This is a genomic window from Actinacidiphila yeochonensis CN732 (genome assembly GCF_000745345.1).
GTDB classification, from domain to species: Bacteria; Actinomycetota; Actinomycetes; order Streptomycetales; family Streptomycetaceae; genus Actinacidiphila; species Actinacidiphila yeochonensis.
The window spans coordinates 1019974-1044124 of the sequence record NZ_JQNR01000003.1 but is presented as its reverse complement, the minus strand read 5'-3'; the positions used below and the strand labels follow the sequence as shown (position 1 = coordinate 1044124).

At 72.9% G+C, this 24151-nt stretch carries 19 protein-coding genes and 1 pseudogene; 8 read left to right on the top strand and 12 right to left on the bottom strand.

Translation table 11 applies throughout. The annotated features are described in order from the left end of the window. Positions 1-35 precede the first annotated feature (35 nt). The 3 genes from BS72_RS05920 to BS72_RS05910 all read right to left on the bottom strand — a co-directional run bounded on the left by BS72_RS05920 (position 36) and on the right by BS72_RS05910 (position 2957). Positions 36-833 carry a sugar phosphate isomerase/epimerase family protein gene (locus tag BS72_RS05920; protein WP_037906953.1) on the bottom strand — a complete coding sequence of 266 codons (798 nt, stop codon included), beginning with the start codon at positions 831-833 and terminating at the stop codon, positions 36-38. Positions 834-989: 156 nt separating this feature from the next. Next, the gene (locus BS72_RS05915; protein WP_037906950.1) at positions 990-1700 is read right to left on the bottom strand and encodes a vWA domain-containing protein; all 711 of its coding nucleotides are present in this window, start codon (positions 1698-1700) and stop codon (positions 990-992) included. A gap of 168 nt (positions 1701-1868) precedes the next feature. Next, positions 1869-2957 (bottom strand): LacI family DNA-binding transcriptional regulator, encoded by a 1089-nt coding sequence (locus tag BS72_RS05910; protein WP_037906948.1) that lies wholly within the window; start codon positions 2955-2957, stop codon positions 1869-1871. Positions 2958-3276: 319 nt separating this feature from the next. On the opposite strand from BS72_RS05910, the gene BS72_RS05905 reads away from it, so the two are divergent. The 7 genes from BS72_RS05905 to BS72_RS05875 all read left to right on the top strand — a co-directional run bounded on the left by BS72_RS05905 (position 3277) and on the right by BS72_RS05875 (position 12639). Further along, positions 3277-4428: a Gfo/Idh/MocA family protein gene (locus BS72_RS05905; RefSeq protein ID WP_037906946.1), complete on the top strand. Its 1152-nt coding sequence runs from the start codon at positions 3277-3279 to the stop codon at positions 4426-4428. Then, complete coding sequence (locus tag BS72_RS05900; RefSeq protein ID WP_037906943.1) at positions 4425-5579, top strand: dihydrodipicolinate synthase family protein; 1155 nt, start codon at positions 4425-4427, stop codon at positions 5577-5579. The genes BS72_RS05905 and BS72_RS05900 overlap by 4 nt, the downstream gene beginning before the upstream one ends. Next, positions 5576-6421 (top strand): sugar phosphate isomerase/epimerase family protein, encoded by an 846-nt coding sequence (locus BS72_RS05895; protein WP_037906941.1) that lies wholly within the window; start codon positions 5576-5578, stop codon positions 6419-6421. The genes BS72_RS05900 and BS72_RS05895 overlap by 4 nt, the downstream gene beginning before the upstream one ends. A gap of 327 nt (positions 6422-6748) precedes the next feature. Then, complete coding sequence (gene recD2, locus BS72_RS05890; RefSeq protein WP_037906939.1) at positions 6749-8968, top strand: SF1B family DNA helicase RecD2; 2220 nt, start codon at positions 6749-6751, stop codon at positions 8966-8968. A gap of 124 nt (positions 8969-9092) precedes the next feature. Next, positions 9093-10382, top strand: a complete 1290-nt coding sequence (locus BS72_RS05885) for a citrate synthase (RefSeq protein WP_037906936.1) — start codon at positions 9093-9095, stop codon at positions 10380-10382. 410 nt (positions 10383-10792) lie between these two features. Continuing rightward, entirely contained in the window at positions 10793-11539 is a 747-nt protein-coding gene (locus tag BS72_RS05880; RefSeq protein WP_037906932.1) for an SDR family NAD(P)-dependent oxidoreductase, read from the top strand. A 239-nt stretch (positions 11540-11778) separates the two neighbouring features. Then, positions 11779-12639, top strand: coding sequence for a DedA family protein (locus BS72_RS05875; protein WP_078901043.1), 861 nt, complete (start codon positions 11779-11781; stop codon positions 12637-12639). Between the two features lie 138 nt (positions 12640-12777). Here BS72_RS05875 and BS72_RS05870 read toward each other — a convergent pair whose 3' ends face one another. Beyond that, complete coding sequence (locus BS72_RS05870) at positions 12778-12978, bottom strand: hypothetical protein (protein ID WP_037906929.1); 201 nt, start codon at positions 12976-12978, stop codon at positions 12778-12780. Positions 12979-13789: 811 nt separating this feature from the next. Here BS72_RS05870 and BS72_RS05865 point away from each other — a divergent pair. Next, positions 13790-14578, top strand: coding sequence for a DeoR/GlpR family DNA-binding transcription regulator (locus tag BS72_RS05865; protein WP_037906927.1), 789 nt, complete (start codon positions 13790-13792; stop codon positions 14576-14578). A 66-nt stretch (positions 14579-14644) separates the two neighbouring features. On the opposite strand, the gene BS72_RS05860 is transcribed toward BS72_RS05865, so the two are convergent. From BS72_RS05860 to BS72_RS05825, 8 genes and pseudogenes are all read right to left on the bottom strand, one after another. Next, positions 14645-15136 (bottom strand): MarR family transcriptional regulator, encoded by a 492-nt coding sequence (locus BS72_RS05860; RefSeq protein ID WP_037906925.1) that lies wholly within the window; start codon positions 15134-15136, stop codon positions 14645-14647. A gap of 1048 nt (positions 15137-16184) precedes the next feature. Then, positions 16185-16988 (bottom strand): annotated as a pseudogene (locus tag BS72_RS37065) (SigB/SigF/SigG family RNA polymerase sigma factor); the annotation flags it as partial. A gap of 516 nt (positions 16989-17504) precedes the next feature. Next, on the bottom strand, positions 17505-18551 hold the full coding sequence (gene hypE, locus BS72_RS05850; RefSeq protein ID WP_037907822.1) for a hydrogenase expression/formation protein HypE: 1047 nt from the start codon (positions 18549-18551) through the stop codon (positions 17505-17507). Positions 18552-18696: 145 nt separating this feature from the next. Beyond that, positions 18697-19830 (bottom strand): hydrogenase formation protein HypD, encoded by a 1134-nt coding sequence (gene hypD / locus BS72_RS05845; protein WP_037906923.1) that lies wholly within the window; start codon positions 19828-19830, stop codon positions 18697-18699. After that, positions 19827-20201, bottom strand: a complete 375-nt coding sequence (locus tag BS72_RS05840; protein WP_078901040.1) for a HypC/HybG/HupF family hydrogenase formation chaperone — start codon at positions 20199-20201, stop codon at positions 19827-19829. The genes hypD and BS72_RS05840 overlap by 4 nt, the downstream gene beginning before the upstream one ends. Before the next feature lie 16 nt (positions 20202-20217). Beyond that, on the bottom strand, positions 20218-22734 hold the full coding sequence (gene hypF / locus BS72_RS05835; RefSeq protein ID WP_078901039.1) for a carbamoyltransferase HypF: 2517 nt from the start codon (positions 22732-22734) through the stop codon (positions 20218-20220). A 7-nt stretch (positions 22735-22741) separates the two neighbouring features. After that, a complete protein-coding gene (gene hypB, locus BS72_RS05830; RefSeq protein WP_078901038.1) occupies positions 22742-23728 on the bottom strand; it encodes a hydrogenase nickel incorporation protein HypB in 987 nt (328 codons plus the stop codon). A gap of 4 nt (positions 23729-23732) precedes the next feature. Next, on the bottom strand, positions 23733-24140 hold the full coding sequence (locus BS72_RS05825) for a hydrogenase maturation nickel metallochaperone HypA/HybF (RefSeq protein WP_037906922.1): 408 nt from the start codon (positions 24138-24140) through the stop codon (positions 23733-23735). Positions 24141-24151 lie beyond the last annotated feature (11 nt).

Sequence of the window (24151 nt, the reverse complement as noted above, 5' to 3'; positions counted from 1 at the left end):
CGGTCGCGAGGTCCGGCCTGCCGGCCCTTCGGTCCTCAGACCGACTCCGTGAGCAGCCGCATCAGATGCTCCCGGCCCGGGGTCAGCAGCGGGGGCAGCTCAGCGGCCTGCTCGTACCATCGCTTCTCGTACTCCCAGCACAGCCAGCCGTCCCATCCGGCGCGGCTGAGCACCTCGACGGTCTCCGCCAGTGGCAGCACACCGGAGCCCAGCGGCAGGGGGGTCAGGTCCTGCGCCGACGCGATGTCCTTGACCTGCACGTAACCCAGGTAGGGCGCGACGGCCGGAAAGGTCTCCGACGGCTGCTCTCCGGCCAGCCAGGTGTGCATCACGTCCCACAGGGCGCCGGCCCAGCGGTGGCCGACAGGGCCGAGCACCCGTGCGATGTCCGCTCCCGCCCGGTGCGAGTCGTGGGTCTCCAGCAGCACGCGCACACCGAGGTCCTCCGCGACCTCGGCGACGGCGGCGAGTCGTCGGGCCGCGGCCGCGTCGGCCTCCGCCGCTCCCGCGTCCCCACCGCCGGGGAAGACCCGTACGAAGGACGCGCCCAGGTCGGCGGCCAGCGCGAGAAGCGCCTCGATCTCCGCGAGTACCGGCTTGTCCGGTCCCGGAGCCGCGACCTTCGCGTACCCGGCCACGGCCAGCACCGCCACCCCGCCGTCGGCGAACTGCCCGACGACAGCGCGGCGTTCGTCGGCGCTCAGGCCGGTGTGCACCGGACCCTCTTCGCTCGCGCGCAGTTCGACGCCGTGGTAGCCGTGCTCACCGGCGAGCCGCACGACCTCCCCGACAGGCAGGAATGGGACACCGAGGGTGGAGAAGGCGAACTTCATTCGCCGGACACTAGTACCTCTCCCGGCACGATGTGCCCCGCTCGCCGCACCAGAACATTTCTCCACCGGGTGGACCTTGCCGGTCACGGCACCAGGCACCGGACCCGGCCTGGTCAACCATGGCCAGTCCGCCGCCAGTCCGCCGCCATCCCGTCGTCAGCCGCCGACGATCCCCAGCTCGCGGGCCGACGCCAGCCATTCGGGGAACTCCGCGGTGAGCAGGTCGTACAGCTGTCCGTCGGGTATGGAGCGCGGATCGGCACCCGCCGCGAAGAACCCCGCGTTGTCGACCACCCGCGCCGACGGCACCGGCAACGTGTCCAGCCGCCGCAGGAATCGGAACTCGTCCTGGCCGAACCCGACGAACTGCCAGAACATGGGCAGCCGCGCGGCTCGGCACAGGGCCTCCACCGCGGCGCTCCGGCTGCTGGGCCCGCCGTCGGTCTGGAAGACCACGAAGGCCGGCGCCGTCGAGCCGGACTCCCGGTAGTGCTCGACGACGGCCTCTATCGCGGCGGCGTAGTTGGTCCTGCCCATGTGGCCGTACGCGTCGTTGAGCTTGGCGATCCGCCCGGTGTAGTCGGTGAGCGACACCTCGGTGACACCGTCGACGTCGGTGGAGAAGAACACCAGGGGCACCACGCCGTCGTCGTCGAAGTGCGCGGCCAGGCCGAGGACCTGCTCTGCCAGGTGCTGAACGGTGCCGTCGCGATAGAACTCCCGCATGCTGCCCGACCGGTCCAGCACCAGGTAGACGGCCGCACGCTCGCCGGTCAGCCCCCGCTTGTCCAGGCTGACGGCCGCGTTCTTGTAGAGGCTGACCAGCCCGGGTGCGGTCTGCTCGACCTTCGTCATGGAAATGGGCATCTCTCTCCCTTGTCCGTATGCCACGGCGTCCTTGGCCGCCGCTGAACCCGCGCCGAGGCAGACCCCCTTCTCCGCCGTGCGGTCTCCTTCGGCTGATCCCAAGGTATTCGCGTGGCGACAGCGCCGGGGAAGGGCCGTTCCCTGCCTGTGGATAACCCCGTGAAGAGGTCAGCGGCGGGTGTCCCGCGGGGGTGCCGTAGAGGCACGGACCATCAGTTCGGTGGGCACGGTGGCCACTCCGCCCGGCGGCAGGTCGACCCGGCCCAGCACCAGCCGCCCGGCCCGCACGCCCGCCTCATGGAGCGGGACGCGGACGGTGGTCAGGGCGGGCGAGGCGTCGATGCCGAACGGCAGGTCGTCGAACCCGGCCACCGAGACATCGCCGGGGACGTCCAGGCCGAGGTCGCGGAGGGCCGCGCACACGCCGAGCGCCACCGTGTCGTTCGCGGCCGCGACGGCCGTCACCGTGCCGTCCCTGCGCAGCAGTTCGAGCGCGGCGTCGTAGCCGGAGGCCCGGTCGTAGCCGCCCCGGACGATCAGCTCCTCCGCGGCGGCGCCGTCCGCCGTGCCGGGACCGAGTCCGTGCGCTTCCAGCGCCGCCCGGTGGCCCTCCAGCCGGTGGCGGGTCGTGCTGCGGCCGGGCGGCCCGGTGACGTAGCCGATCCTGCGGTGGCCCAGCGAGAGCAGGTGCTCGGTCAGCCGGCGTGCCCCGCCCCGGTCGTCGAAGGTGAGGGAGGCCGGCGCGGGCGCGTCACCCGGAAGGGCGAGCGGCGGGCGCCCGCACAGCACGACGCGGGTGCCGGACGCCGCAAGCCGGGCCAGCCGCGCGGCGACCGCGGCCGTGTGGGCGGGGTCCTCGACCGCTCCGCCGGTCAGCACCACACCCGCGGCGCGCTGCCGCTCCAGGAGGGTGAGGTAGGTGAGTTCGGCCTCGGGTGACCCGCCGGTGTTGCAGACGACGGCGAGCTTTCCGCTGTCGGGGCTGCCCGGCGCGGCGCTGATCTCACCCTGCAGCGCGCTGGCGAGCAGCCCGAAGAAGGGATCGGCCACGTCGTTGACCAGCACACCCACCAGGTCCGACGTGGCGGCCGCGAGGGCGCGGGCCTGGCCGTTGACGACGTAGTCCAGCTCCTCCACCGCGCGCCTGACCCGCTCCCGGGTGCCCGCTGCCACCGGGTAGTTGCCGTTCAGCACCCGCGAGACGGTCGCCGAGGACACGCCGGCGCGGGCGGCGACATCGGCCAGGGTCACTGCCATCTCGGTGGGGTCCTCCTCGTGGCGCGGCCCGGTGGTGTCCGGCTCCGGCGTGCTGGCGGTCCTGTTCGAACCGGGTCAGGGGCGGGTGCGGCACATGCTCTCATCCCCGCGGCGGTGCGGCGTCGCGATGGTCGGGTGATCGACAGAGCCAGAGAGAAAGCGCTTTCTGCTCCGAGAAGACCATTGCCGTAATCCCTCGCTGAAAGCTAGCGTATCTGGCAAGTAAGCGCTTGCCATCTTGAGGAACGCGGTGCTCGACGACCCCGGTGAGGTCCGGCGGGAGTCCGGCCCGAAGACCTGACCGCGAGGAGAGGCTCCGATGACACGCAGGACCGTCCGGATCGCTATGAACGGCGTCACCGGACGCATGGGCTACCGCCAACACCTGGTCCGCTCGATCCTGAGCCTGCGCGAGCAGGGCGGGCTCGACCTCGGCGACGGCACGACGCTGTGGCCCGAGCCGGTGCTGGTGGGCCGCCGCGAGCCCGCGCTGCGGGCGATCGCCGAACGCCACGGCATCGAGCACTGGACCACCGACCTGGCCGAGGTGCTCGACGACCCGTCCGTCGAGATCTACTTCGACGCCCAGGTGACGGCGGCCCGCGAGGAGGCCGTCCGCCGTGCCATCGCCGCGGGCAAGCACATCTACTGCGAGAAGCCCAGCGGTACCACGCTCGCCGGCGCCCTGGAGCTGGCCCGGCTGGCCGCGGCGGCGGGCGTCAAGCACGGTGTGGTGCAGGACAAGATCTTCCTGCCGGGGCTGCTGAAGCTGCGCCGCCTGGTGGAGGGCGGCTTCTTCGGACGCGTCCTCTCCGTGCGCGGCGAATTCGGCTACTGGGTCTTCGAGGGCGACTGGCAGGACGCCCAGCGGCCGTCCTGGAACTACCGGACCGAGGACGGCGGCGGCATCATCGCCGACATGTTCCCCCACTGGGAGTACGTCCTGCACGAGCTGTTCGGCCGGGTCACCGGCGTGCAGGCGCTCGCCGCCACCCACATCCCGCAGCGCTGGGACGAGGGCGGCGCGCCCTACGACGCCACCGCCGACGACGCGGCCTACGGCCTGTTCGAGCTGGAGGGCGGCACGGTGGCGCAGATCAACTCCTCCTGGGCGGTGCGTGTCCACCGTGACGAGCTGGTGGAGTTCCAGGTGGACGGGACGCACGGATCGGCCGTCGCGGGACTGCGGTACTGCCGCGTGCAGCACCGGTCAGCCACTCCCAAGCCGGTGTGGAACCCCGACCTGCCCGCCACGGAGCGGTTCCGCGAGCAGTGGCAGGAGGTGCCGGACAACGCCGAGTTCGGCAACGGCTTCAAGGCGCAGTGGGAGCTCTTCCTGCGCCATGTGGTCCTGGACGAGCCGTGGCGATGGGACCTGCTGGCGGGTGCCAGGGGAGTGCAACTGGCCGAGCTCGGTCTGAAGTCGTCGGCCGAGGGCCGCCGGTTCGAGGTACCGGAGCTGTCACTGTGACCCTCATGCTGCCGGACGGTGCCGGCCAACTGCACTCCTATGAGCCCCGTTCCGAACCCGTCACCTGTGCGGCCGCCCTGCCGCTGCGCAGCCGGGTGGTGTACTCGGCCGCCCATGTGGTCGCCGATCCGCTGCGGGCGGGAGCGGACGGACCCTCCGCCGTCGACTGGGACGCGACCCTCGCCTTCCGCCGCCACCTGTGGGCGCACGGCCTCGGCGTGGCGGAGGCCATGGACACCGCTCAGCGCGGTATGGGACTCGACTGGGGAAGCGCGGCGGAGCTGATCCGCAGGTCGTCCGCCGAGGCCCTCGCGGTCGGCGGACGCATCGCCTGCGGTGTGGGCACCGACCAGTTGACCGCCGCTGAGCCGACCCTCGCCGATGTCCGTGCCGCCTACGAGGAGCAACTGGCACTGGTCGAGGCGGCCGGGGCGCAGCCGATCCTGATGGCCTCACGCGCCCTGGCAGCCGTGGCCAAGGGCCCCGAGGACTACCTCGAGGTCTACGGCCACCTGTTGCGGCAGTCGTCCGAACCGGTGGTGCTGCACTGGCTCGGCCCGATGTTCGACCCCGCGCTGGCCGGCTACTGGGGCAGCGACGACCTGGACGTCGCCACCCAGACGTTCCTCGACGTCATTACCGCGCACCCTGATCGCGTCGACGGTGTGAAGATCTCACTGCTGGACGCGGGGCGTGAGGTGGCGCTGCGCCGCCTCCTGCCGCAGGGTGTCCGCTGCTACACCGGTGACGACTTCAACTATCCCGAGCTCATCGCCGGCGACGAACGAGGTTTCAGCCACGCCCTGCTGGGGATCTTCGATCCCCTCGCCCCGCTGGCCGCGGCCGCGGTCAGCGCCCTGGACACCGGTGACACCGCCGGCTTCCGTGCGGTCCTGGACCCCACCGTCGAGCTGTCACGGCACCTGTTCCAGGCTCCTACGCGCTTCTACAAGACCGGAGTGGTCCTCCTCGCCTGGCTCGCCGGGCACCAGGACCACTTCACGATGGTCGGCGGGCTGCAGTCCGCCCGTCCACTGCCCCACCTGGCGCGGGCCTACGAGCTGGCCGACGCCCTGGGCCTGTTCCCCGATCCGGCGCTGGCCGAGGAGCGGATGCGCCGGCTGCTCGCCCTGTACGGGGTGGACGCGTGAGCGCCGCGGGGCCCGGCGGCCTCACCCGGCTCAGCATCAACCAGGAGACGGTCAAGCAGTGGTCGCTGCCGGAACTGGCCGAGGGCTGCGCGGCCCTGGGCGTGTCCGCGGTGGGGCTGTGGCGGGCGCCGGTGCAGGAGTACGGGGTGGAGCGCGCCGCGCGGCTCATGCGCGACCACGGACTCGCCGTCACCTCCCTGTGCCGGGGAGGCTTCTTCACCGCCGCCGAACCGGAGGCTCGGGCCGCCGCCTTGCAGGACAACAGGGCGGCTGTCGACGAGGCCGCGGAGCTGGGTACGGACACCCTGGTGCTCGTCTCCGGCGGTCTGCCCGAAGGCGATCGGGACATCGCCGCCGCCAGGGAACGGGTTGCCGAGGCGATCGCCGAACTGGCCCCCTACGCCGCAGAACGGGGGGTGCGCCTGGCCATCGAGGCCCTGCACCCCATGTTCGCCTCCGACCGCTGCGTGGTCTCCACGCTCGGCCAGGCCCTCGACATCGCCGAGCGCTTCCCCGCCGAGCAGGTCGGCGTCGTGGTGGACACCTACCACCTGTGGTGGGACGACCAGGTGGCCGAGGGCATCGCCCGCGCGGGCCGGGCCGGGCGGATCGCCTCCTTCCAGGTCGCCGACTGGGTGACCCCGCTGCCGGAGGGGGTGCTGCTCGGCCGCGGCCAGCTCGGCGACGGCTGCGTGGACCTGCGGGGGCTGCGGGAGTCGGTGGACGCCGCGGGCTTCCGGGGAGCCGTCGAGGTGGAGATCTTCAACCCGGCGCTGTGGGCCCGGGACGGCGGCGAGGTGCTGGCGGAAGTGGCCGAGCGCTACCTGCTCCACGTCGTCTGAGAAACGGCGGAGAATTTTCTCCCCGATCCGTGCAACCCTTTCGGACCCTCGGCGGTCGTACTGTGCATCGCGGCTCCGGGGGTTCGGGGCCGGGAGGACGGTAACGCCCGAGGGGGGCTTCGGGGGGTGCCAGGGGGGTGAGTTGGGGGAGTGAGTGGGGTCCCGCTTTCGGCGGGGCCCCACTCGCGTTTCCGGTCTCGCCGCGTCGGCCGTTCCACCTGCGCCGACGCGGGTTTTCCACAGGTATGCGACGGGTGCCGACGCGATGTCGGGCCGGACGGGTACCTTCGGAGCGAATCGGTACGACCGCTCGGGAGGAGGCCCAGGATGGCCGAGGCGCCGCACCTTTCCGTCCTTGAGGGCGTCCTGGAGCGGATCACGTACGCCAACGAGGAGAACGGATACACCGTCGCCCGCGTCGACACCGGCCGCGGCTCGGGCGACCTGCTGACCGTGGTGGGTGCCCTGTTGGGCGCACAGCCGGGCGAGTCGCTCCGGATGCACGGCCGTTGGGGCTCCCACCCGCAGTACGGCAAGCAGTTCACGGTGGAGAACTACACCACCCTCCTGCCCGCGACGGTCCAGGGAATCCGCCGCTACCTGGGTTCCGGACTGATCAAGGGCATCGGACCGCGGATCGCGGAGCGGATCGTGGACCACTTCGGTGTCGGCACCCTGGAGGTCATCGAGACCGAGCCCGCCCGGCTGATCGAGGTGCCCGGACTCGGCCCGAAGCGCACCAGGAAGATCACCGCCGCGTGGGAGGAGCAGAAGGCGATCAAGGAGGTGATGGTCTTCCTCCAGGGCGTGGGGGTGTCGACGTCCATCGCCGTGCGGATCTACAAGAGCTACGCGGACGCGTCCATCTCCGTGGTGCGCAACCAGCCCTACCGGTTGGCGGCCGAGGTGTGGGGCATCGGGTTCCTCACCGCCGACCGCATCGCCCAGGCGGTCGGCATCCCGCACGACAGCCCGGAGCGGGTGAAGGCGGGCCTGCAGTACGCGCTGTCGCAGGCCACCGACGCGGGCAACTGCTTCCTGCCCGAGGAACGCCTGATAGCGGACGCGGTGAAGCTGCTCCAGGTGGACACCGGGCTGGTCATCGAGTGCCTGGGCGAGCTGGCACAGGACGAGGGCGTGGTGCGCGAGAGCGTGCCGGGGCCGGAGGGGGGCGAGCCGGTCACCGCCGTCTACCTGGTGCCCTTCCACCGCGCCGAGCTGTCGCTGACCGGGCAGCTGATGCGGCTGCTGCGCGGCCCGGAGGACCGGATGCCGGCCTTCCAGGACGTGGAGTGGGACAAGGCGCTGGCGTGGCTGGCCGACCGTACGGGCACCGACCTCGCCCCGGAGCAGCGGTCGGCGGTGCGGCTGGCGCTCACCGAGAAGGTGGCCGTCCTCACCGGCGGGCCCGGCTGCGGCAAGTCCTTCACGGTCCGCTCGGTCGTGGCGCTGGCCGCGGCGAAGAAGGCCAAGGTCGTGCTCGCGGCGCCGACCGGCCGGGCCGCCAAACGGCTGGCCGAGCTCACCGGCGCCGAGGCGTCGACCGTGCACCGGTTGCTGGAGCTCAAGCCCGGCGGTGACGCCGCCTACGACCGGGACCGGCCGCTGGACGCCGACCTGGTCGTGGTCGACGAGGCGTCCATGCTCGACCTGCTGCTGGCGAACAAGCTGGTGAAGGCCGTCCCGCCCGGCGCCCACCTCCTCTTCGTCGGCGATGTGGACCAGCTGCCCAGCGTCGGCGCCGGGGAGGTCCTGCGAGACCTGCTGGCCCCCGGGAGCCCGGTCCCCTCGGTGCGGCTGACCCAGATCTTCCGGCAGGCGCAGCAGTCCGGGGTGGTCGTCAACGCCCACCGCATCAACTCCGGCGTGCCGCCGCTCGTCCAGGGGCTGCCCGACTTCTTCCTCTTCGCCGAGGAGGACTCGGAGGAGGCCGGACGGCTGACCGTCGACGTGGTGGCCCGCCGCATCCCCGACAGGTTCGGCCTGGACCCGCGCCGGGACGTCCAGGTGCTCACCCCCATGCACCGGGGCCCGGCCGGCGCCGGGGTGCTCAACGGCCTGCTCCAGCAGGCCGTCACCCCGGCCCGCCAGGACCTCGCCGAGCGGAGGTTCGGCGGGCGGGTCTTCCGGGTCGGCGACAAGGTCACCCAGATCAGGAACAACTATGACAAGGGTGCCAACGGGGTCTTCAACGGCACCGTTGGCGTCGTCACCGCGCTGGACGTGGTCGAGCAGCAGCTGACGGTGCGCACGGACGAGGACGAGGAGGTCGGGTACGGCTTCGACGAGCTTGACGAGCTCGCCCACGCCTACGCGGTGACCATCCACCGTTCGCAGGGCAGCGAGTACCCCGCCGTGGTGATCCCCGTCACGACGGGGGCGTGGATGATGCTCCAGCGCAATCTGCTGTATACGGCTGTGACCAGGGCAAAACGCCTGGTGGTCCTGGTGGGGTCGCGCCGGGCGATCGGGCAGGCGGTGCGGACCGTCTCCGCCGGGCGCCGGTTCACCGCCCTCGACCATCGGCTTGTTCTCGCTGCAAAATAGGCACTCCGTGCCACTTTTCGGCCCGATGGCCGACCCCGAGTGCACACCCCCGTGCCAAATGGGGGACAGTGGATGTAGTCAGGGCACCTCGAAGAAGAGGCAGAACCGTCGGTGAGGGAATGACGTGAGCGACAACTCTGTAGTACTGCGGTACGGGGACAGCGAGTACACCTACCCCGTTGTGGACAGCACCGTCGGCGACAACGGCTTCGACATCGGCAAGCTGCGCGCCGACACCGGTCTGGTCACCCTGGACAGCGGCTACGGCAACACCGCGGCCTACAAGTCCGCGATCACCTTCCTCGACGGCGAGGAGGGAATCCTCCGCTACCGCGGGTATCCGATCGAGCAGATCGCCGAGCGCGGCACCTTCCTGGAGACCGCGTACCTGCTGATCAACGGTGAGCTGCCGACCGTGGACCAGCAGTCCGAGTTCCAGAGCCAGATCACGCAGCACACGCTGCTGCACGAGGACGTCAAACGGTTCTACGACGGCTTCCCGCGCGACGCCCACCCGATGGCGATGCTGTCGTCCGTGGTCAGCGCGCTGTCGACGTTCTACCAGGACAGCCACAACCCGTTCGACCCGGAGCAGCGGGATCTGTCGACCATCCGGCTGATCGCCAAGCTCCCCACCATCGCGGCCTACGCGTACAAGAAGTCCGTGGGTCAGCCGGTGGTCTACCCGCGCAACGACCTCGGCTACGTCGAGAACTTCCTGCGGATGACCTTCTCGGTCCCCGCCGAGGAGTACGAGCTCGACCCGGTCGTGGTCAACGCGCTGGACAAGCTGCTCATCCTGCACGCCGACCACGAGCAGAACTGCTCCACGTCGACCGTCCGCCTGGTCGGCTCCTCGCAGGCCAACCTCTTCGCGTCGATCTCCGCCGGCATCAGTGCGCTGTGGGGCCCGCTGCACGGCGGTGCCAACCAGTCGGTGCTGGAGATGCTGGAGCGCATCAAGGCCGAGGGCGGTGACGTCGACTCCTTCATCCGCCGGGTGAAGAACAAGGAGGACGGCGTCAAGCTGATGGGCTTCGGCCACCGCGTGTACAAGAACTTCGACCCCCGGGCGAAGATCATCAAGGCGGCCGCGCACGACGTCCTCTCGGCGCTGGGCAAGTCCGACGAACTGCTGGACATCGCGCTCCGCCTCGAGGAGCACGCGCTCAGCGACGACTACTTCGTCTCCCGCAAGCTCTACCCGAACGTGGACTTCTACACCGGTCTCATCTACCGGGCCATGGGCTTCCCGACCAGCATGTTCACCGTGCTGTTCGCGCTGGGCCGGCTGCCCGGCTGGATCGCCCAGTGGCACGAGATGATCAAGGAGCCGGGCTCCCGCATCGGCCGCCCGCGCCAGATCTACACCGGCGTCGTCACCCGGGACTACGTCCCGGTCGAGGCCCGCTGACCTGGCCCCGCACCCGCACGCAGAGAAGCGCCCCGCGACGGATCCCCCCACGGGTCCGGCACGGGGCGCTCCCGTTCCCGGAGCGGATCCCCCCACGGGTCCGTACCGGGCGTCTTCGGCGGACAGCCACGCCAAGCCGGGGCGAAAGGCCGGGTGCCGCTCAGCTCCCCGGCGCCGCCCCGGCGACGCAACCCGGTCCGTCCCCCAAGACGGACCGTACCTCAACCCCTGCCACCGGCTCCGCCGGGGGCCGGTGTTCAAGACATAAGACCGCCGAAACCCCTGAATGGTTACGTTCCCGCCCTGTGATCTACGTCTCTTGACCCGGGGTGTTCGCGCGGCCCACCCCGGTCGCGGCCGACCGCGGACGATCCCGTAGCGTGCTGTCTCTCCTTCAAGGGGCGGAGCACATGGCAGAGAACGGGAAAGCGGTCCGCGACATCGTGGTCACCGGTGGAGGCACCGGTATCGGACTCGCCATCGCGACACGGTTCGCGGAGGACGGCGACCGCGTGACGATCGTCGGGCGCCGGCGCGAGGTCCTGCGCACCGCCGCGGCCGAACTGGCTGGGAAGCGCGGGCTGGACATCACCCCGGTCGTGTGCGACCTGGCCGATCCCGATGACGTGGAGCGGGCCCTGCCCAAGCTGCCCGGGCGCGTGGACGTGCTGGTCAACAGTGCGGGGAGCCGGGAGCTCGCGGCGCCGTCCGGTCCGCACGGTCTGCTGGCGCGCTGGCGCGGCGACTTCGAGCGGAACGTGCTCACCGCCGTACTCCTCACCGAGTCGCTGCGGGACCGCTTCACCGACGGTGGGCGGGTGGTCACCGTGACCTCGGTGGCCGCACTGCGCGGCGGGGGCTCCTACGGCGCCTCCAAGGCGGCCCTGCACGCCTGGAACCACTCCCTGGCCGCCCAGCTCGGCCGCCAGGGCGTCACGTGCAACATCGTGGCCCCCGGGACCGTCGCCGGCACCGAGTTCTTCGGATCACGCCTGAACGAGGCCGAACTGACCCGCCGCGCCGGCCGCACCCTGGTCGGACGCGTGGGCCGTCCCGACGACGTCGCCGCCGCGGTGCTCTTCCTCGCCTCGCCCGAGGCGGGCTTCATCACCGGCGAGATCCTCCAGTGCAACGGCGGGGAACTGCTCGGCCGCTGAGCGCTCAGCGCTCAGCGCTGAGCGGCCGAGCGCCCGGAGCACCCGGAGGATTCCGAGGACTCCCGAGGACTCCGCCGTACGGAGCGAGGCATCATCCCCGCGACGGACACGGCATGCTTCCCCGGGATGAAATGCCGGGGACAATCCGTGACGAGCGGCCCGCAGCCGGTGAAACGGGTTGCCGACCCCCGCGTACCGCTGTCAGCGTTGAAGGAGAGGGCGGGAAGAGGGGCGGCGGGATGGACGTTGCACTAGGCGTGTCGACGCTGGACTTCACCTCCGGGCTCGCCGAGCACCTGCGAGGCGGCCATGTCGTCGTGGCCTACGCCCTGCTGGCCCTCACGACCTTGCCCCCGTTGATACCCAACAGTGTGCTGCTGGTCACCGGCGGTGTGATGGCGGCGGAGGGCCGCCTGAACATCGCCGTGGTGCTGTCGGTGGTGGCCGGCAGCGCCCTCCTGGGCGACATGCTGATCCATCGCAGCGGCCGCGCGCTCAGCGGCCGCGTCCTCAGGCTCACGCAGCGCCGTCCCCGTAGGGCGGCGCTGCTCGGCTGGGCGGCACTACGGATCCAGCGGCACGGTGTGCCCTTCGTCGTAGGCGTCCGGTTCCTGCCCAGCGGCCGGGTGATCGGCGGGCTGGCCGCAGGAGTGGTGCGCTATCCCGGCCGCAGATACGCGCTGGGTGCCGGTATCGCCGAGGTGGTCTGGGCGTCGTACTCCGTGGGCGCCGGGTACATCAGCGGCAGAGAGGCATCCAACTCCTTCTACGCCCTCACTCTGGGCCTCGGCATATCCCTGCTGGTCGCCGCGTGCGGCACGCTCGCGCAGTGGATCTCCCGCAGCAGGGAGCGGCGGGCCGGCAACCCCTCGCCCGTCGTGACGGCCTCCTACCTCGGGGGCCGGACAGGGCCGCCGGGAAGCCCTTCCGCTTCCGCCGCGCCCATCGCTCCTCCTCGGGGGTCCGCGCTTCCGGTGCGCGGCGCCACGGCTGCCACGGCTGCCACTGAGGCCGACGCCCTGCCTGCTTCGCTGTCGTCCTCGGACGACGACACCGGAGACAGCTGGTATCCGGCCGGTGAGCGCGAGGGCAGCCGCTAGGGTCCGGCGGACTCCTACGCCCGGCCGGCCTCGGGCGGCGTGCTCCCGCTGGAGCCGCAGGCCGCGTCCCCATCACCCGCCGCCGAGCCGGACGTCTGCCTGGGGCCGCGCCCCCCGGCAGCAGAGGAGGGCGGGTCTTCAGTCGGGCCGACGCCCCCGGTTGCCGGGGCGGCGCGTGTTCCAGGAGCGGATGGTGTCCGCGTACCAAAGGGGCTTCCCGCTCTGCACCACGTCGGGATCTGGCAGGTGGCCGTGCTTGCGGTACGAGCGCACGGTGTCGACCTGTACGCGGATGTAGGAAGCGATGTCCGCGTACGACCACAGTGTCCGGTCGGTCATGCTGCACCTCCGTGTGACGGGGCTGTCGATCAGCACCTTTGTCCGGACAACGAGACGCCGCGATCGCCGCATACGGCTGTCGATCTTCTGTGACACGGAACCCGCGTAACGGAGACAAATGGAACCGTTTCCATTCGACCGGGAGAGTGAAATCCGCAGGCCGTCGGGGCGTGATGGGGTGTGCAGGGGCGCGGTAGCGGGTCCTGTGCGCTCGTGGGCGTCGCCGAGTGCCCGAGCCGAGCCGGGCCGGGCAGGCCGTTCGCGGGCGCGAAGCCCGTCCGGGGCGACCGGGTGGGTACGTTCCGTGGGTTTTTCGGTGCGGTGCGGTGCGGTGCGGGTTGGGGGCGCGGCGGTCTTCTGCAGTCGCGGGCCCTCGCGGGCGGTCATACGTGTCGTACCGCAACGCCCATCGGTCACTCGTTCGAGTTGTTCGAGGAGTGTCGCCGTTTTGTGCGATGCGCGTGGCGGCAGACTGCTCTCGCGGGACGGTTTCGCCGGCCCGGCCCGGTCCTCCTTGCCTGGTTCGCCCGCCACGATCCGGAGCGGGTGGGCAGTGTCGGTCGCCGTCTCGCGTGTGGGGCGGTGAGGTGGGCTGCGGGTCGCTTCGGGGGCCGGGTCGGGGACGGATGGGGCCGGATGAGGTCCGATGAGGTCCGCAGACGCAGTCTGTGGCAACGCGGTGATCGATTCTGATGGAAAGAGAAGAAAATGAGCAATAAAGATCATGTCGAGTTCGGCGTGTCACACTCACCGGTGATGAGCGACGGACCGTCCTCGGTGTGTCGCGGCGGCAGGTGGAAAAGGTGGCGGATTGTCCAAGCGGCAGCGGTGGAACGTGCTCATGGAGTTGCTGGCGGAGCGCGGCCGGGTGGAGGTGGAGGAAGCCGCCACCGAGTTGGCTGTCTCCGCGGCGACGATCCGCCGCGACCTCGACGAACTGGCGGGCCAGCGGATGCTGGTGCGGACCCGGGGCGGAGCGGTGGCCCACAGCGTCTCCTACGAGTTGCCGTTGCGGTACCGGACCGCGCGGAACGCCTCGGAGAAACAGCGCATCGCGCAAGCGGCGGCGGAACTCGTGGCAGCCGGGGGAGTTGTCGGGCTCAACGGCGGCACCACCACGACCGAGACCGCGCGGGTGCTCGCACTGCGCCACGCGGACGAGCCGGTCGTCGCCGGCTCGCCCCAGCTCACCGTGGTCACCAATGCCCTGAACATCGCCGCGGAGCTGGCGGTCCGGCCGCAGATCAAGACCGTGGTGACCGGCGGGGTCGCCCGGCCGCAGAGCTACGAGCTGGTCGGCGCGCTCACGGCCGGGGTGCTGGACCAGGTGGTGCTCGACGTGGTGGTGCTCGGCGTGGACGGGCTGGACCCGGAGCGCGGCCTGATGGCGCACCACGAGGACGAGGCGGGCGTCAGCCGGCTGCTCGCCGCCCGGGCGCACCGGGTGGTGGTCGCCGCCGACTCCTCCAAGGTGGGCCGTAGGGCGTTCGCCAGGATCTGCGGTCTGGAGCAGGTGCACGTCCTGGTCACCGACTCCGGGATCAGCGCCGAGGATGAGGCGCGGGTCGCTGAGGCCGGGGTGAGGGTGATCGCCGTCTGAGTCGGAAGGTGGCTGCTCCGAAGGCTGCCCGGGGTGTCGCCGAGGCGGCCGGCCGGGGTGGACGCCTCAGGGCTTGGCGAGCCGGTCGGTGGCCAGGCGCCCGGCGAGGGCGCTGCGTTGGAGGAATTCCGCGATCATGAGGAGGTCGGCGTCCGCGTAGTCGGAGCAGAGTTCGTCCATGGCGCTGTCGAAGCCGGAGAAGAGGCACGCCACCTCTGCCTCCTTTCCCTCGATCACCTGGACCAGGATCGCCCGCCGGTCGCTGGGGTTGGGGGTGCGGACCACCCAGCCGCCGCGCTCCAGCCGGTCCAGGATGCCGGTGAGGGTGGCGGGGTGGAGTCCGGTGTGCCTGGCCAGCGCCGTCGGACCCATCGGCCCGGACCGGCTGATCAGGCCCAGGCACTCAAGGTCGGTGACCCTGAGGTCGAGGTGGGAGCCTATCCGGTGGTTGAGCAGTGCTATCTGGACGCTGAGGTCGCGCAGTTCCCCCCTGACGCGGCTGGCGAGCCGTCTGCGTTGGCGTGCTGTGGAAGTGGCCCGGGACAGTGTCGAATCCATGCGCAACGACCCTCGCATCGTCTGCTCGCTCGCCGGGTTGGCCCATGACCGCCCGTAACGGCCGCCCGGCCGACCGTGGTGCCGACAGGTGCTCGAAGTCTGCCGGTGCGCTCAGTCGCACACCTTCTCACACCGTCCGATGGGCCCCGTAGCCCTTACAGGTAAACAATCCGGCACGTGCCCATCTGCGGAGAGACGGGCGGGAAGCGGGATGCGGTGGGGGAACGTGGGTCGTCGTAGAAGGGTCGGAACGCCCTGTCGGGTGTCCCCTCGAAGCGCCCCTCGGGTGTGTCGTCGGAACTGTCGCTATGAGGCCGTGCGGCAGCCGCCGCTGATGCGGTGTCGGTGACGCTCCGGCGTAGGCGCGGGTAGGTAGGTGCGGAGTCGGCCGGCGTGGAGAGCCGGCTCCACCGGGGGCCCGCCGGGAAGGCCGCGGCGAACCCGTCCGGCCGCCGCCAAGGCGTGGCCGGGCGGCTCAGGCGGCCCGTCGCACCGGTGCGGCCGGGTCCTCCTTGCCCTTCCGAACGCGATGGCTCTCCGCACTGCCGGAGTCGCGGCGGGGCCTGTTGGCGCGCCGTGGACGGGCCTTGCCCGGGGTTCCGCTGTCGCGGTCCGCCCGGGTCGCACCGCCAGGGGACGCCGGGTTCTTCTTGCCGGCGCCGCCGCCGGTGTGGCTCCCGGTCTTGCGAGCCTCTGCCCGCCGGGTTTCGGTGCGCGCGCCCGATGCCGATCCTCCGTTGGGGGCCGACCGGGCCGCACCTCGGCCACGGACGCCGGCTGCCGCAGGCTCGGCGCTCGGGGGCGCTCCATGCTGGGAGCCGGAGCCGGAGCCGGAGCCGGAGCCGGAGCCGGAGCCGGAGCCGGAGCCGGAGCCGGAGCCGGAGCCGGAGGCGTCCCGGGTGGGGGTGTGACGGTCGGCGCGGCGGGTGCCGCTCCTGGTGGTGGTGCCCTCCCCGTCGGCTTCGCGGCCCTCGCCCTCCGTGCTCTGGGGGCGGCTGCCGTCCGCCGGGTCGTCCGAGGCAGCTTCCACCGCTTCCTCGCCACCCGCCACCTCGGCTCGGATGGCCGAGCATGAGCGGCTGATCAGCCGGGAGACGTGCATCTGCGAGATGCCGAGCCGTTCGGCGATCATGCTCTGCGTCATCCCGCCGAAGAACCGCAGGTAGAGGATCTCCCGCTCGCGTTCGGGGAGGCGGCACAGCTGCGGCTTGACGGCCTCGCGGTCCAGGACCACGTCCAGTGCCGGATCGGGGGCGCCGAGGGTGTCGGCCAGGGACATGGGGCCCGCCGAGTCCGCGGCGCCGGTGCACTGGGCGTCCAGGGAGAGCGAGCTGAAGCTCTCCAGGGCCTCCAGCCCGTCCGTGGTCTCCTGCTCGGTGAGTCCGGCGTGGTGGGCGATCTCGGCGGCCGTGGGCGCGTGGCCGGGTGCGCTCTGGGCCAGCTCCTGCGCGGCGGCCCGCACCCGGGCGCGCAGCACCTGGACGCGGCGCGGTACGTGCACCGACCACATGCAGTCGCGGAAGTGGCGCTTGATCTCGCCGTCTATGGTCGGCACGGCATAGCTCTCGAAGGCCGTGCCGCGGGCCGGATCGTAGCGGCTGACCGCCTTGACCAGGCCGAGCGCCGCCACCTGCCGCAGGTCGTCCAGCGACTCGCCGCGGTTGCGGTACCGGCCGGCGAGCCGGTGCGCCATGGGGAGCCAGTCCGTGGCGATCTCCTGCCGCAGCCGCTCCTTGCTCGCGCCCTCCGGCAGCCTCGCGAGACGGCGGAACGCCTCGGCGGTGTCGGGCGCGTCGTCGTGGGGGTGCCGGTTGCGGGCGGTGGGGGAAGGGGTGGGAGGGGGGGAGTGCATCCGTGACCAGCCTCCTCGTACTACGGGCTGTCACCACCGGGAAGGAACCCTCGGTGAGTTCCCTGTCCCGGATCGGGCAAATCCATCTTAAAAGCGGGAAATACGCCCCGCATGTGGTCGCCCGGTACTGCCGCGTCCTGCTTATTCCCGGCCCGGGTCCAGCTCCCGGGCGTGCCGTGATGACAGGCCCCCGGCGATCCCGCCCGCCATCCCCGCTTCGGCGGCCTCCAGCCCCGCTCCCACCCCTCCGGGCCCATCCGCTCCCGGCCGCCCGCGCCCCGCGGGTGCCGGACGGCCGGGAGCAAGCCTGCGCCACCTTCCGTCTCCTCGTGGGCGGGTACGAGGCAGGTGCCTACGAGGCAGGCGCATACGAGCGTGGATACGTACCGTGGACTCGAAGGCCCGAGGCGGCCTGGGCGCGGTGGTCCCGCTGCGTGGCGGGAGCCACCGCCCCCGGTCCACGCGGTCCACCCGGTCCACGCGGTCCACCCGGTCTGCTCGGTCCAGTGGGACCGTTCAGCAGATCCTCGGCAGTTGCTCGCCCAAGGGCAGGTCGACGACGCGGGTACCGCCGAGCCCGGTCCGGGCCACCACCATGCCCGGATGCTCCTCCACGCACTCCCCGATCACCGCGGCCTGCGCGCCCATCGGGTGGGCCCGCATGGCGGCGAGGACGGCGTCGGCGTGCTCACGTGGTACGAACGCCACCATGCGGCCCTCGTTTGCCACGTACCAGGGGTCCAGCCCCAGGATCGCGCACGCGTTGGCGACCTCCGGCGGCACCGGCACGTCCCGCTCGCGCACCGCGACCCCGACCCCGGAGGCCGCCGCGATCTCGTTGAGTGAGGCCGCCAACCCGCCCCGGGTCGGGTCGCGCAGCACGTGCACGTCCTTGGTGGCACCGAGCACGGCCTCGACCAGGCCGTTCAGGGGCGCGGTGTCGCTGCGGACATCGACGCCGAACTCCAAGCCCTCGCGGACGCTCATGATGGCGACCCCGTGCGCCCCGACCGGGCCGCTGAGCAGGACGACGTCGCCGGGTACCGCCCGCTGCGGCCGGATGTCGACGCCCTCGGGGACCAGGCCGATGCCGGCGGTGTTGATGTAGACGCCGTCGCCGTGGCCGGCCTCCACCACCTTGGTGTCGCCGGTGGCCACCTCCACCCCGGCGACCCGGGCCGCCTCGCCCAGCGCCCGCGCGACCTCGGCGACGGTGGCCGTCGCCACCCCCTCCTCCAGGATGAAGCCGCACGACAGGTAGGCCGGCCGTGCGCCGCTCATCGCCAGGTCGTTGACCGTGCCGTTGACGGCCAGGTCGCCGATGCTGCCGCCGGGGAAGAACAGCGGGCGCACCACGTAGGAGTCGGTGGAGAACGCCAGCCGCGCGCCCCCCAGCGCCAGCACGGCCGAGTCGCCGAGCTGCGCGAGCGCGGCGCCGCCGAACGCGGGTGCGAAGACGTGCTCGACCAGTTCGGCGGACAGGGCGCCCCCGCCGCCGTGGCCCATCACGATGTGCGGCTGGTCGCGCAACGGCGCCGGGCAGGTCCAGCCGGAGAAGTCCACGGTGGGTTCGGCGGACGTTGTGGCTCCGGCGGACGTGGCGGCTCCGGCGGTCGTGGTGTCCGCGGCGGGGACCGGGTCCGCCGGCCCGTCGATCCGGGCGGGCGGCGGGACGGTGCCGCCGGCCAGGGCGCGGGCGGTGGTGCTGTCAGCCAACGGGGTTCGCCTCCTTGCCGGCGGCGGGCACGGGCGTGCCGCCGAGGCGTCGGTAGAGGTAGTACGCGGCGCAGGCCCCCTCGCTGGAGACCATCGTGGCGCCGAGCGGGGTGCGCGGGGTGCAGACGGTGCCGAAGGCCTCGCACTCGTGCGGCTTGAGAAGCCCTTGGAGGACCTCGCCGGCCCGGCAGGCGGCCGGTTCGAGGGTGGTGACGTCCTCGACGGAGAAGCGGTGCTCGGCGTCGAAGGCGCGGTAGCGCTCGGAGAGCCGCCAGCCGCTGCCGGGGATGGTCCCGATGCCGCGCCAGGCACGGTCGGTGACCTCGAAGACATCGGCGAGCATCGCCCGCGCCGCCGGGTTGCCCTCCGGGCGCACGGCCCTCGGGTAGGCGTTCTCGACGGTGTGCCGGCCGGCTTCCAGCTGGCGCACGGAGCGGCGTACGCCCTCCAGGATGTCCAGCGGTTCGAAGCCGGTGACGACGATCGGCACCCGGAACCGCTCGGCCAGCTCCGGGTACTCGCCGGTGCCCATGACGCTGCACACGTGCCCGGCGGCCAGGAAGGCGTCCACCCGGCAGTCCGGTGAGCACATGATCGCCTCGATGGCGGGTGGGACGCGCACGTGCGAGACCAGCATGCTGAAGTTCGGCACGCCCAGCCGGGCGGCCTGGTGGACGGCCATGGCATTGGGCGGCGCGGTGGTCTCGAAGCCGATCCCGAAGAACACCACCTGCCGGTCGGGGTTCTGCCGGGCCAGCTTCAGCGCGTCCAGCGGCGAGTAGACGACGCGGACGTCACCGCCTGCCGCCCGGACCTGGAACAGGTCGCGGCCGGACCCCGGCACCCGCAGCATGTCGCCGAAGGAGCAGAAGAGGACACCGGGCCGGGAGGCGATCTCCAGCGCCTTGTCGATCATTTCGAGCGGGGTGACGCACACCGGGCAGCCGGGGCCGTGGATCAGCTCGATCTGCTCGGGCAGCAACTGGTCGATGCCGTGCCGAATGATCGAGTGGGTCTGCCCGCCGCACACCTCCATCAGCGCCCAGGGCCGGGTGACGGTCGCGTGGATCTCGTCCAGCAGCCGCTTCGCGAGGTCCGGGTTCTGGAACTCCTCGATGTACTTCACCGGCCGACCTCCCGCGTGAGCGTCTCTGCCGCCGTCGCCGTCGCCGTCGCCGTCGCCGTCGCCGGCGCTGCCGCTGCCGGTTCCGACCCCGCGGCCACGACCGGTTCGGACGCCGCCGCCTCCCACGGGTCGCCGAACTCCTCCTCCAGGAGTCCGAGGTTCTCGAACAGGTCGAGGGTCCGGCGCGCGGACTCCTCGTCCAGCCGCTGGAGGGCGAAGCCGACGTGCACGATCGTGTACTCGCCGACCTGGAGGTCCGGCAGGTACTCCAGGCACACCTCCTTCACGACGCCGCCGAAGTCCACGGTCGCCATCCGTGTTCCGTCGCGCTCCTCGACGTCCAGGACCCTTCCGGGCACCGCCAGGCACATACCGCTCTCCTAGCTCTCACGTTCGTCGACGACCGGATGCGTCGACCGGATGTCCGGGGTCGTCCCCGGCACAGTTGGGGCCCTCGGCGGTGCTCGGCCGCGGGCCGGACAGCGGGCCAGGCCGCAGTCCGGACGGTGGGCCGGGCGGCGAGGGACGGCGGGCGGCGACGGCCAACTGGCCGAGGGCCAGGCCGCCGTCGTTCGGGGGCACCAGCCGGTGCCGCAGCACGGTGAAGCCGTCCTCGCGCAGCGCCCGGGCGGCTGCCGAGGCCAGCAGCACGTTGCCGAACACGCCGCCGCTGAGCGCCACGGTCTCCAGCCCGGTGCGCTCGCGCAGCAGCCCGCACGTGCGGCGGACGGCGTCCGCGACCGCCGCGTGGAAGCGGGCGGCCACCACGGACGCGGCCACGCCGGCCCGGACGTCGGCGACCACGGCCGCGAGCACCGGCGCAGGGTCCAGCAGCAGCGGACCCTCGGTCCCCCCCGGCCGCGGCCCCTCGGTCCCTCCCGGCCGCGGCCGGGCACGCAGGGCAAAGGAGTACGGGCCCCCGGGGCCGACGCCGTCGGGCCCGGGGAAGGCGCAGGCAGCCGCCTCCAACTCGACGGCCGCCTGCGCCTCGTACCCGGCCTGCTGGCAGACCCCGGCCAGCGCCGAGACCGCGTCGAAGAGCCGGCCCATGCTGGACGTCGGCACGCAGTTCAGGCCCAGCTCCAGCTGGCGTTCCAGCAGGGCGAGTTCGCCGGGCGGGCAGGCGGCGCAGCAGGGCAGCGACGGGTGCCGGGGCAGGCCGGCCGCCCGCAGGTGGGCCACCGCCATCCGGTACGGGCGGCGCACCGCCGCGTCGCCGCCGGGCAGGGGCACGTACGCCAGATGGGCGGCGCGCTCGTACCCGTCGTAGTCCGCGACCAGGAACTCGCCGCCCCACACAGCCCCGTCGTCGCCGTACCCGGTGCCGTCGAAGGCGACGCCGAGGACGGGACGGGAGCCGTCCAGGCCGTTCTCGGCCATCACGGCGGCGACGTGGGCGTGGTGGTGCTGCACCTGCCGCAGCGGGCGCCCCGCCGCCGCACCGCGCGCCCAGCGCACCGAGCGGTAGCCGGGGTGCCGGTCGGCGGCCAGCAGCCGCGGCACGACCCGGGTGATGGACTCCAACTGCCGCTCCGCGCGCTCGAAGGCGGTGAGCGTGGCGAGGTCGTCCATGTCGCCGACGTGGGCCGAGAGCCACGCCTGGCGGCCCTCGCCCAGGCAGAAGGTGTTCTTGAGGTCGCCGCCGGTGGCCAGCGCCGGCTCGACGGGGAACGGCAGCGCGACGGGGAAGGGCGCGTAGCCGCGGGAGCGGCGCACCGGCAGCACCTCGCCGTCGCAGACGCGGACCACCGAGTCGTCGCAGGGCACGTGGATCGGGCGGTCGTGGCCGAGCCAGGCGTCGGCGAGGCCGGCCAGCCGCTCACGGGCCTCCGCGTCGCCGGTGGCGATCGGCTCGCCGCCCCGGTTGCCGCTGGTCATCACCAGCAGCCGTGGCCCGGGCGGGTCGCCGGGCAGGCCCAGCAGCAGGTGGTGCAGCGGGGTGTAGGGCAGCATGACGCCGAGGTCGGCGCTGCCGGGGGCCACGGCCTCGGCGATCGGTCCGGCGTCCCTGCCGTGTCGCCGCAGCAGCACGACGGGCCGCCGGGGGCCGGTGAGCAGCGCCCGTTCGGCCGTGCCGATCGCCGCGACCGCCGCGACGTCCGCGAGGCCGGCCGCCATGAGCGCGAACGGCTTGGCACCGCGGTCCTTGCGGCGGCGCAGCAGCGCCACCGCCCGGGGGTCGGCCGCGTCGCAGGCCAGGTGGTAGCCGCCGAGCCCCTTGACGGCCACGACGGCGCCGGCGGCCAGCAGCTCCCGCGCCCCGGCGACCGGGTCCGGCGGGCCGGACGAGGGTCCGCCGCCGGTGTCCAGCCACAGCCGGGGCCCGCAGTCGTGGCAGCACACCGGTTGGGCGTGGAAGCGCCGGTCGGCCGGGTCGGAGTACTCACGGGCGCAGGCGGCGCACATCGGGAAGCCGGCCATCGTGGTGCTGGCGCGGTCGTACGGCAGGCCGGTGACGATGGTGAAGCGCGGGCCGCAGTGGGTGCAGGTGATGAACGGGTGGCGGTGGCGGCGGTCGGCGGGGTCGCGCAGCTCGGCCAGGCACGCGTCGCAGGTCGCGGTGTCGGGGGAGACGAGGGTGCGGGCCCCGCCGCCGGCGACGGAGGGCGCGATGGCGAACCCGGCGCCGCCGAGCGGCGGGAGGTCCTCGTGGCGCACCCCCTGGACGACGGCCAGCGGCGGCGCCTGCCCGCCCACCCGGGCGCAGAACGCGGCGACGGCCTCGGGGGCGCCCTCCACCTCGGCGACGACGCCCGCGTCGGTGTTGGACACATGGCCGGTCAGGGCCAGCTCACGGGCCAGCCCGTAGACGTGGGGGCGGAAGCCGACCCCCTGGACCACCCCGGAGACCGTGACCCGGCGCCGTACCGGGCCCGGGCCGGCGACGGGGGAGTCGGTGGTCACCCGCGCCTCAGCGCGTCCCGGCGGGGGCGCGGGTGCCGTCCCGGCCGCTGCCGTGGCCGTCGTGGCCGTGCGGGTCGCCGGGCGCGGCGGTGGCGGGGTGCGGGCGGTCGTGGGAGCGGGCCTGGTCGTGGTCGTGGTCGTGGACGGGCGGGTGGTCGTGGGGGTGCGGGTGCGTCTGCGGGCCGTCGTGGACGGGGCCGGAAGCGGGGCCCGGTCCGGGTTCGCCGCCGGGCACCGGGCCGTTCCCGTTCCCGTTCCCGAGCCCGTGACCGTTCCCGTGCGCGTGACCGTGCCCTGTCGCGGCGAGGGCGGTGGCCATCACCGGGCGGTGGACCGGGCCGCCGGCACCCGCCGCCAGCGCCCGGTCGAGCAGCAGCCCGACGCCCTGGCCGCCGCGGGCCGAGGTCGAGACCACCTCGACCCCCGGATTGACCCGGTGGACGTTGGCGAGGAAGGCGTCCCGGTCGAACCCGACCGCCGCGGCGATGTCCTCCTTGGTGATGACCACCAGGTGGGCCAGGCCGAAGGCGGTCGGGTACTTCAGCGGCTTGTCCTCGCCCTCGGTGACGGACGCGAGGACCACCCGCAGCGTCTCGCCCAGGTCGTAGGAGGCGGGGCAGACGAGGTTGCCGACGTTCTCCACGAACAGCAGCCGGGTCCGTGGCGGCAGCCACCCGTCGAGGTGGCCGCGGAGCATGTCCGTCTCCAGGTGGCACAGCCCGTCGGTGAGCACCTGCCGCACCGGAGCGCCCGAGCGGGCCAGCCGGGTCGCGTCGTTCTCGGTGGCGAGGTCCGCGGTGAGCGCCGCCACCGGGACGCCGCGCCGCCCGGCGAGGGCGAGCTCCGCCTCCAGCAGCGCGGTCTTGCCGCTGCCGGGGCTGGACAGCAGGTTCACCAGCACGGTGCCGCGGGCGGCGAGTTCGGCCCGCAGCACGTCGGCGGCACGGTCGTTCCTGCCGAGCACCGCGGTGCGCAGGTCGTCGGTACGGCACATGGTCTCAACGCTCCTCGTGGGGAACTCCGGCCGGCTCGGGCGGCCGGCCGGCCTCGGGGGCCGGCGGGCCCGACCACGACACCGCGGCGATCTCCAGCTCCCGCCCGGACAGCAGTCCGGCCGCCGCCGCGCCGCACCGCGGGCAGCACAGCTGGGGCGGCAGGCCGGTCGGCCACTCACCGGCGCAGCCGCCGCAGCGGGCGCGGCCGGGCACCCGCTCGGTGACCAGCCGGGCCCCGGCCGCGAGGGTGCCCTCACAGGCGAGGTCGAAGCAGAAGTGGAGGGAGTCGGGCACCACGCCGGCGAGTTCGCCCACGCGCAGGGTCACGGTGTCGACGCCGGTCCGGCCCGCGGCGCGCGCGGCGTCCTCGACCTGGCCGACCACCGCGAGCGCGATGGACATCTCGTGCATGGACAACTCCC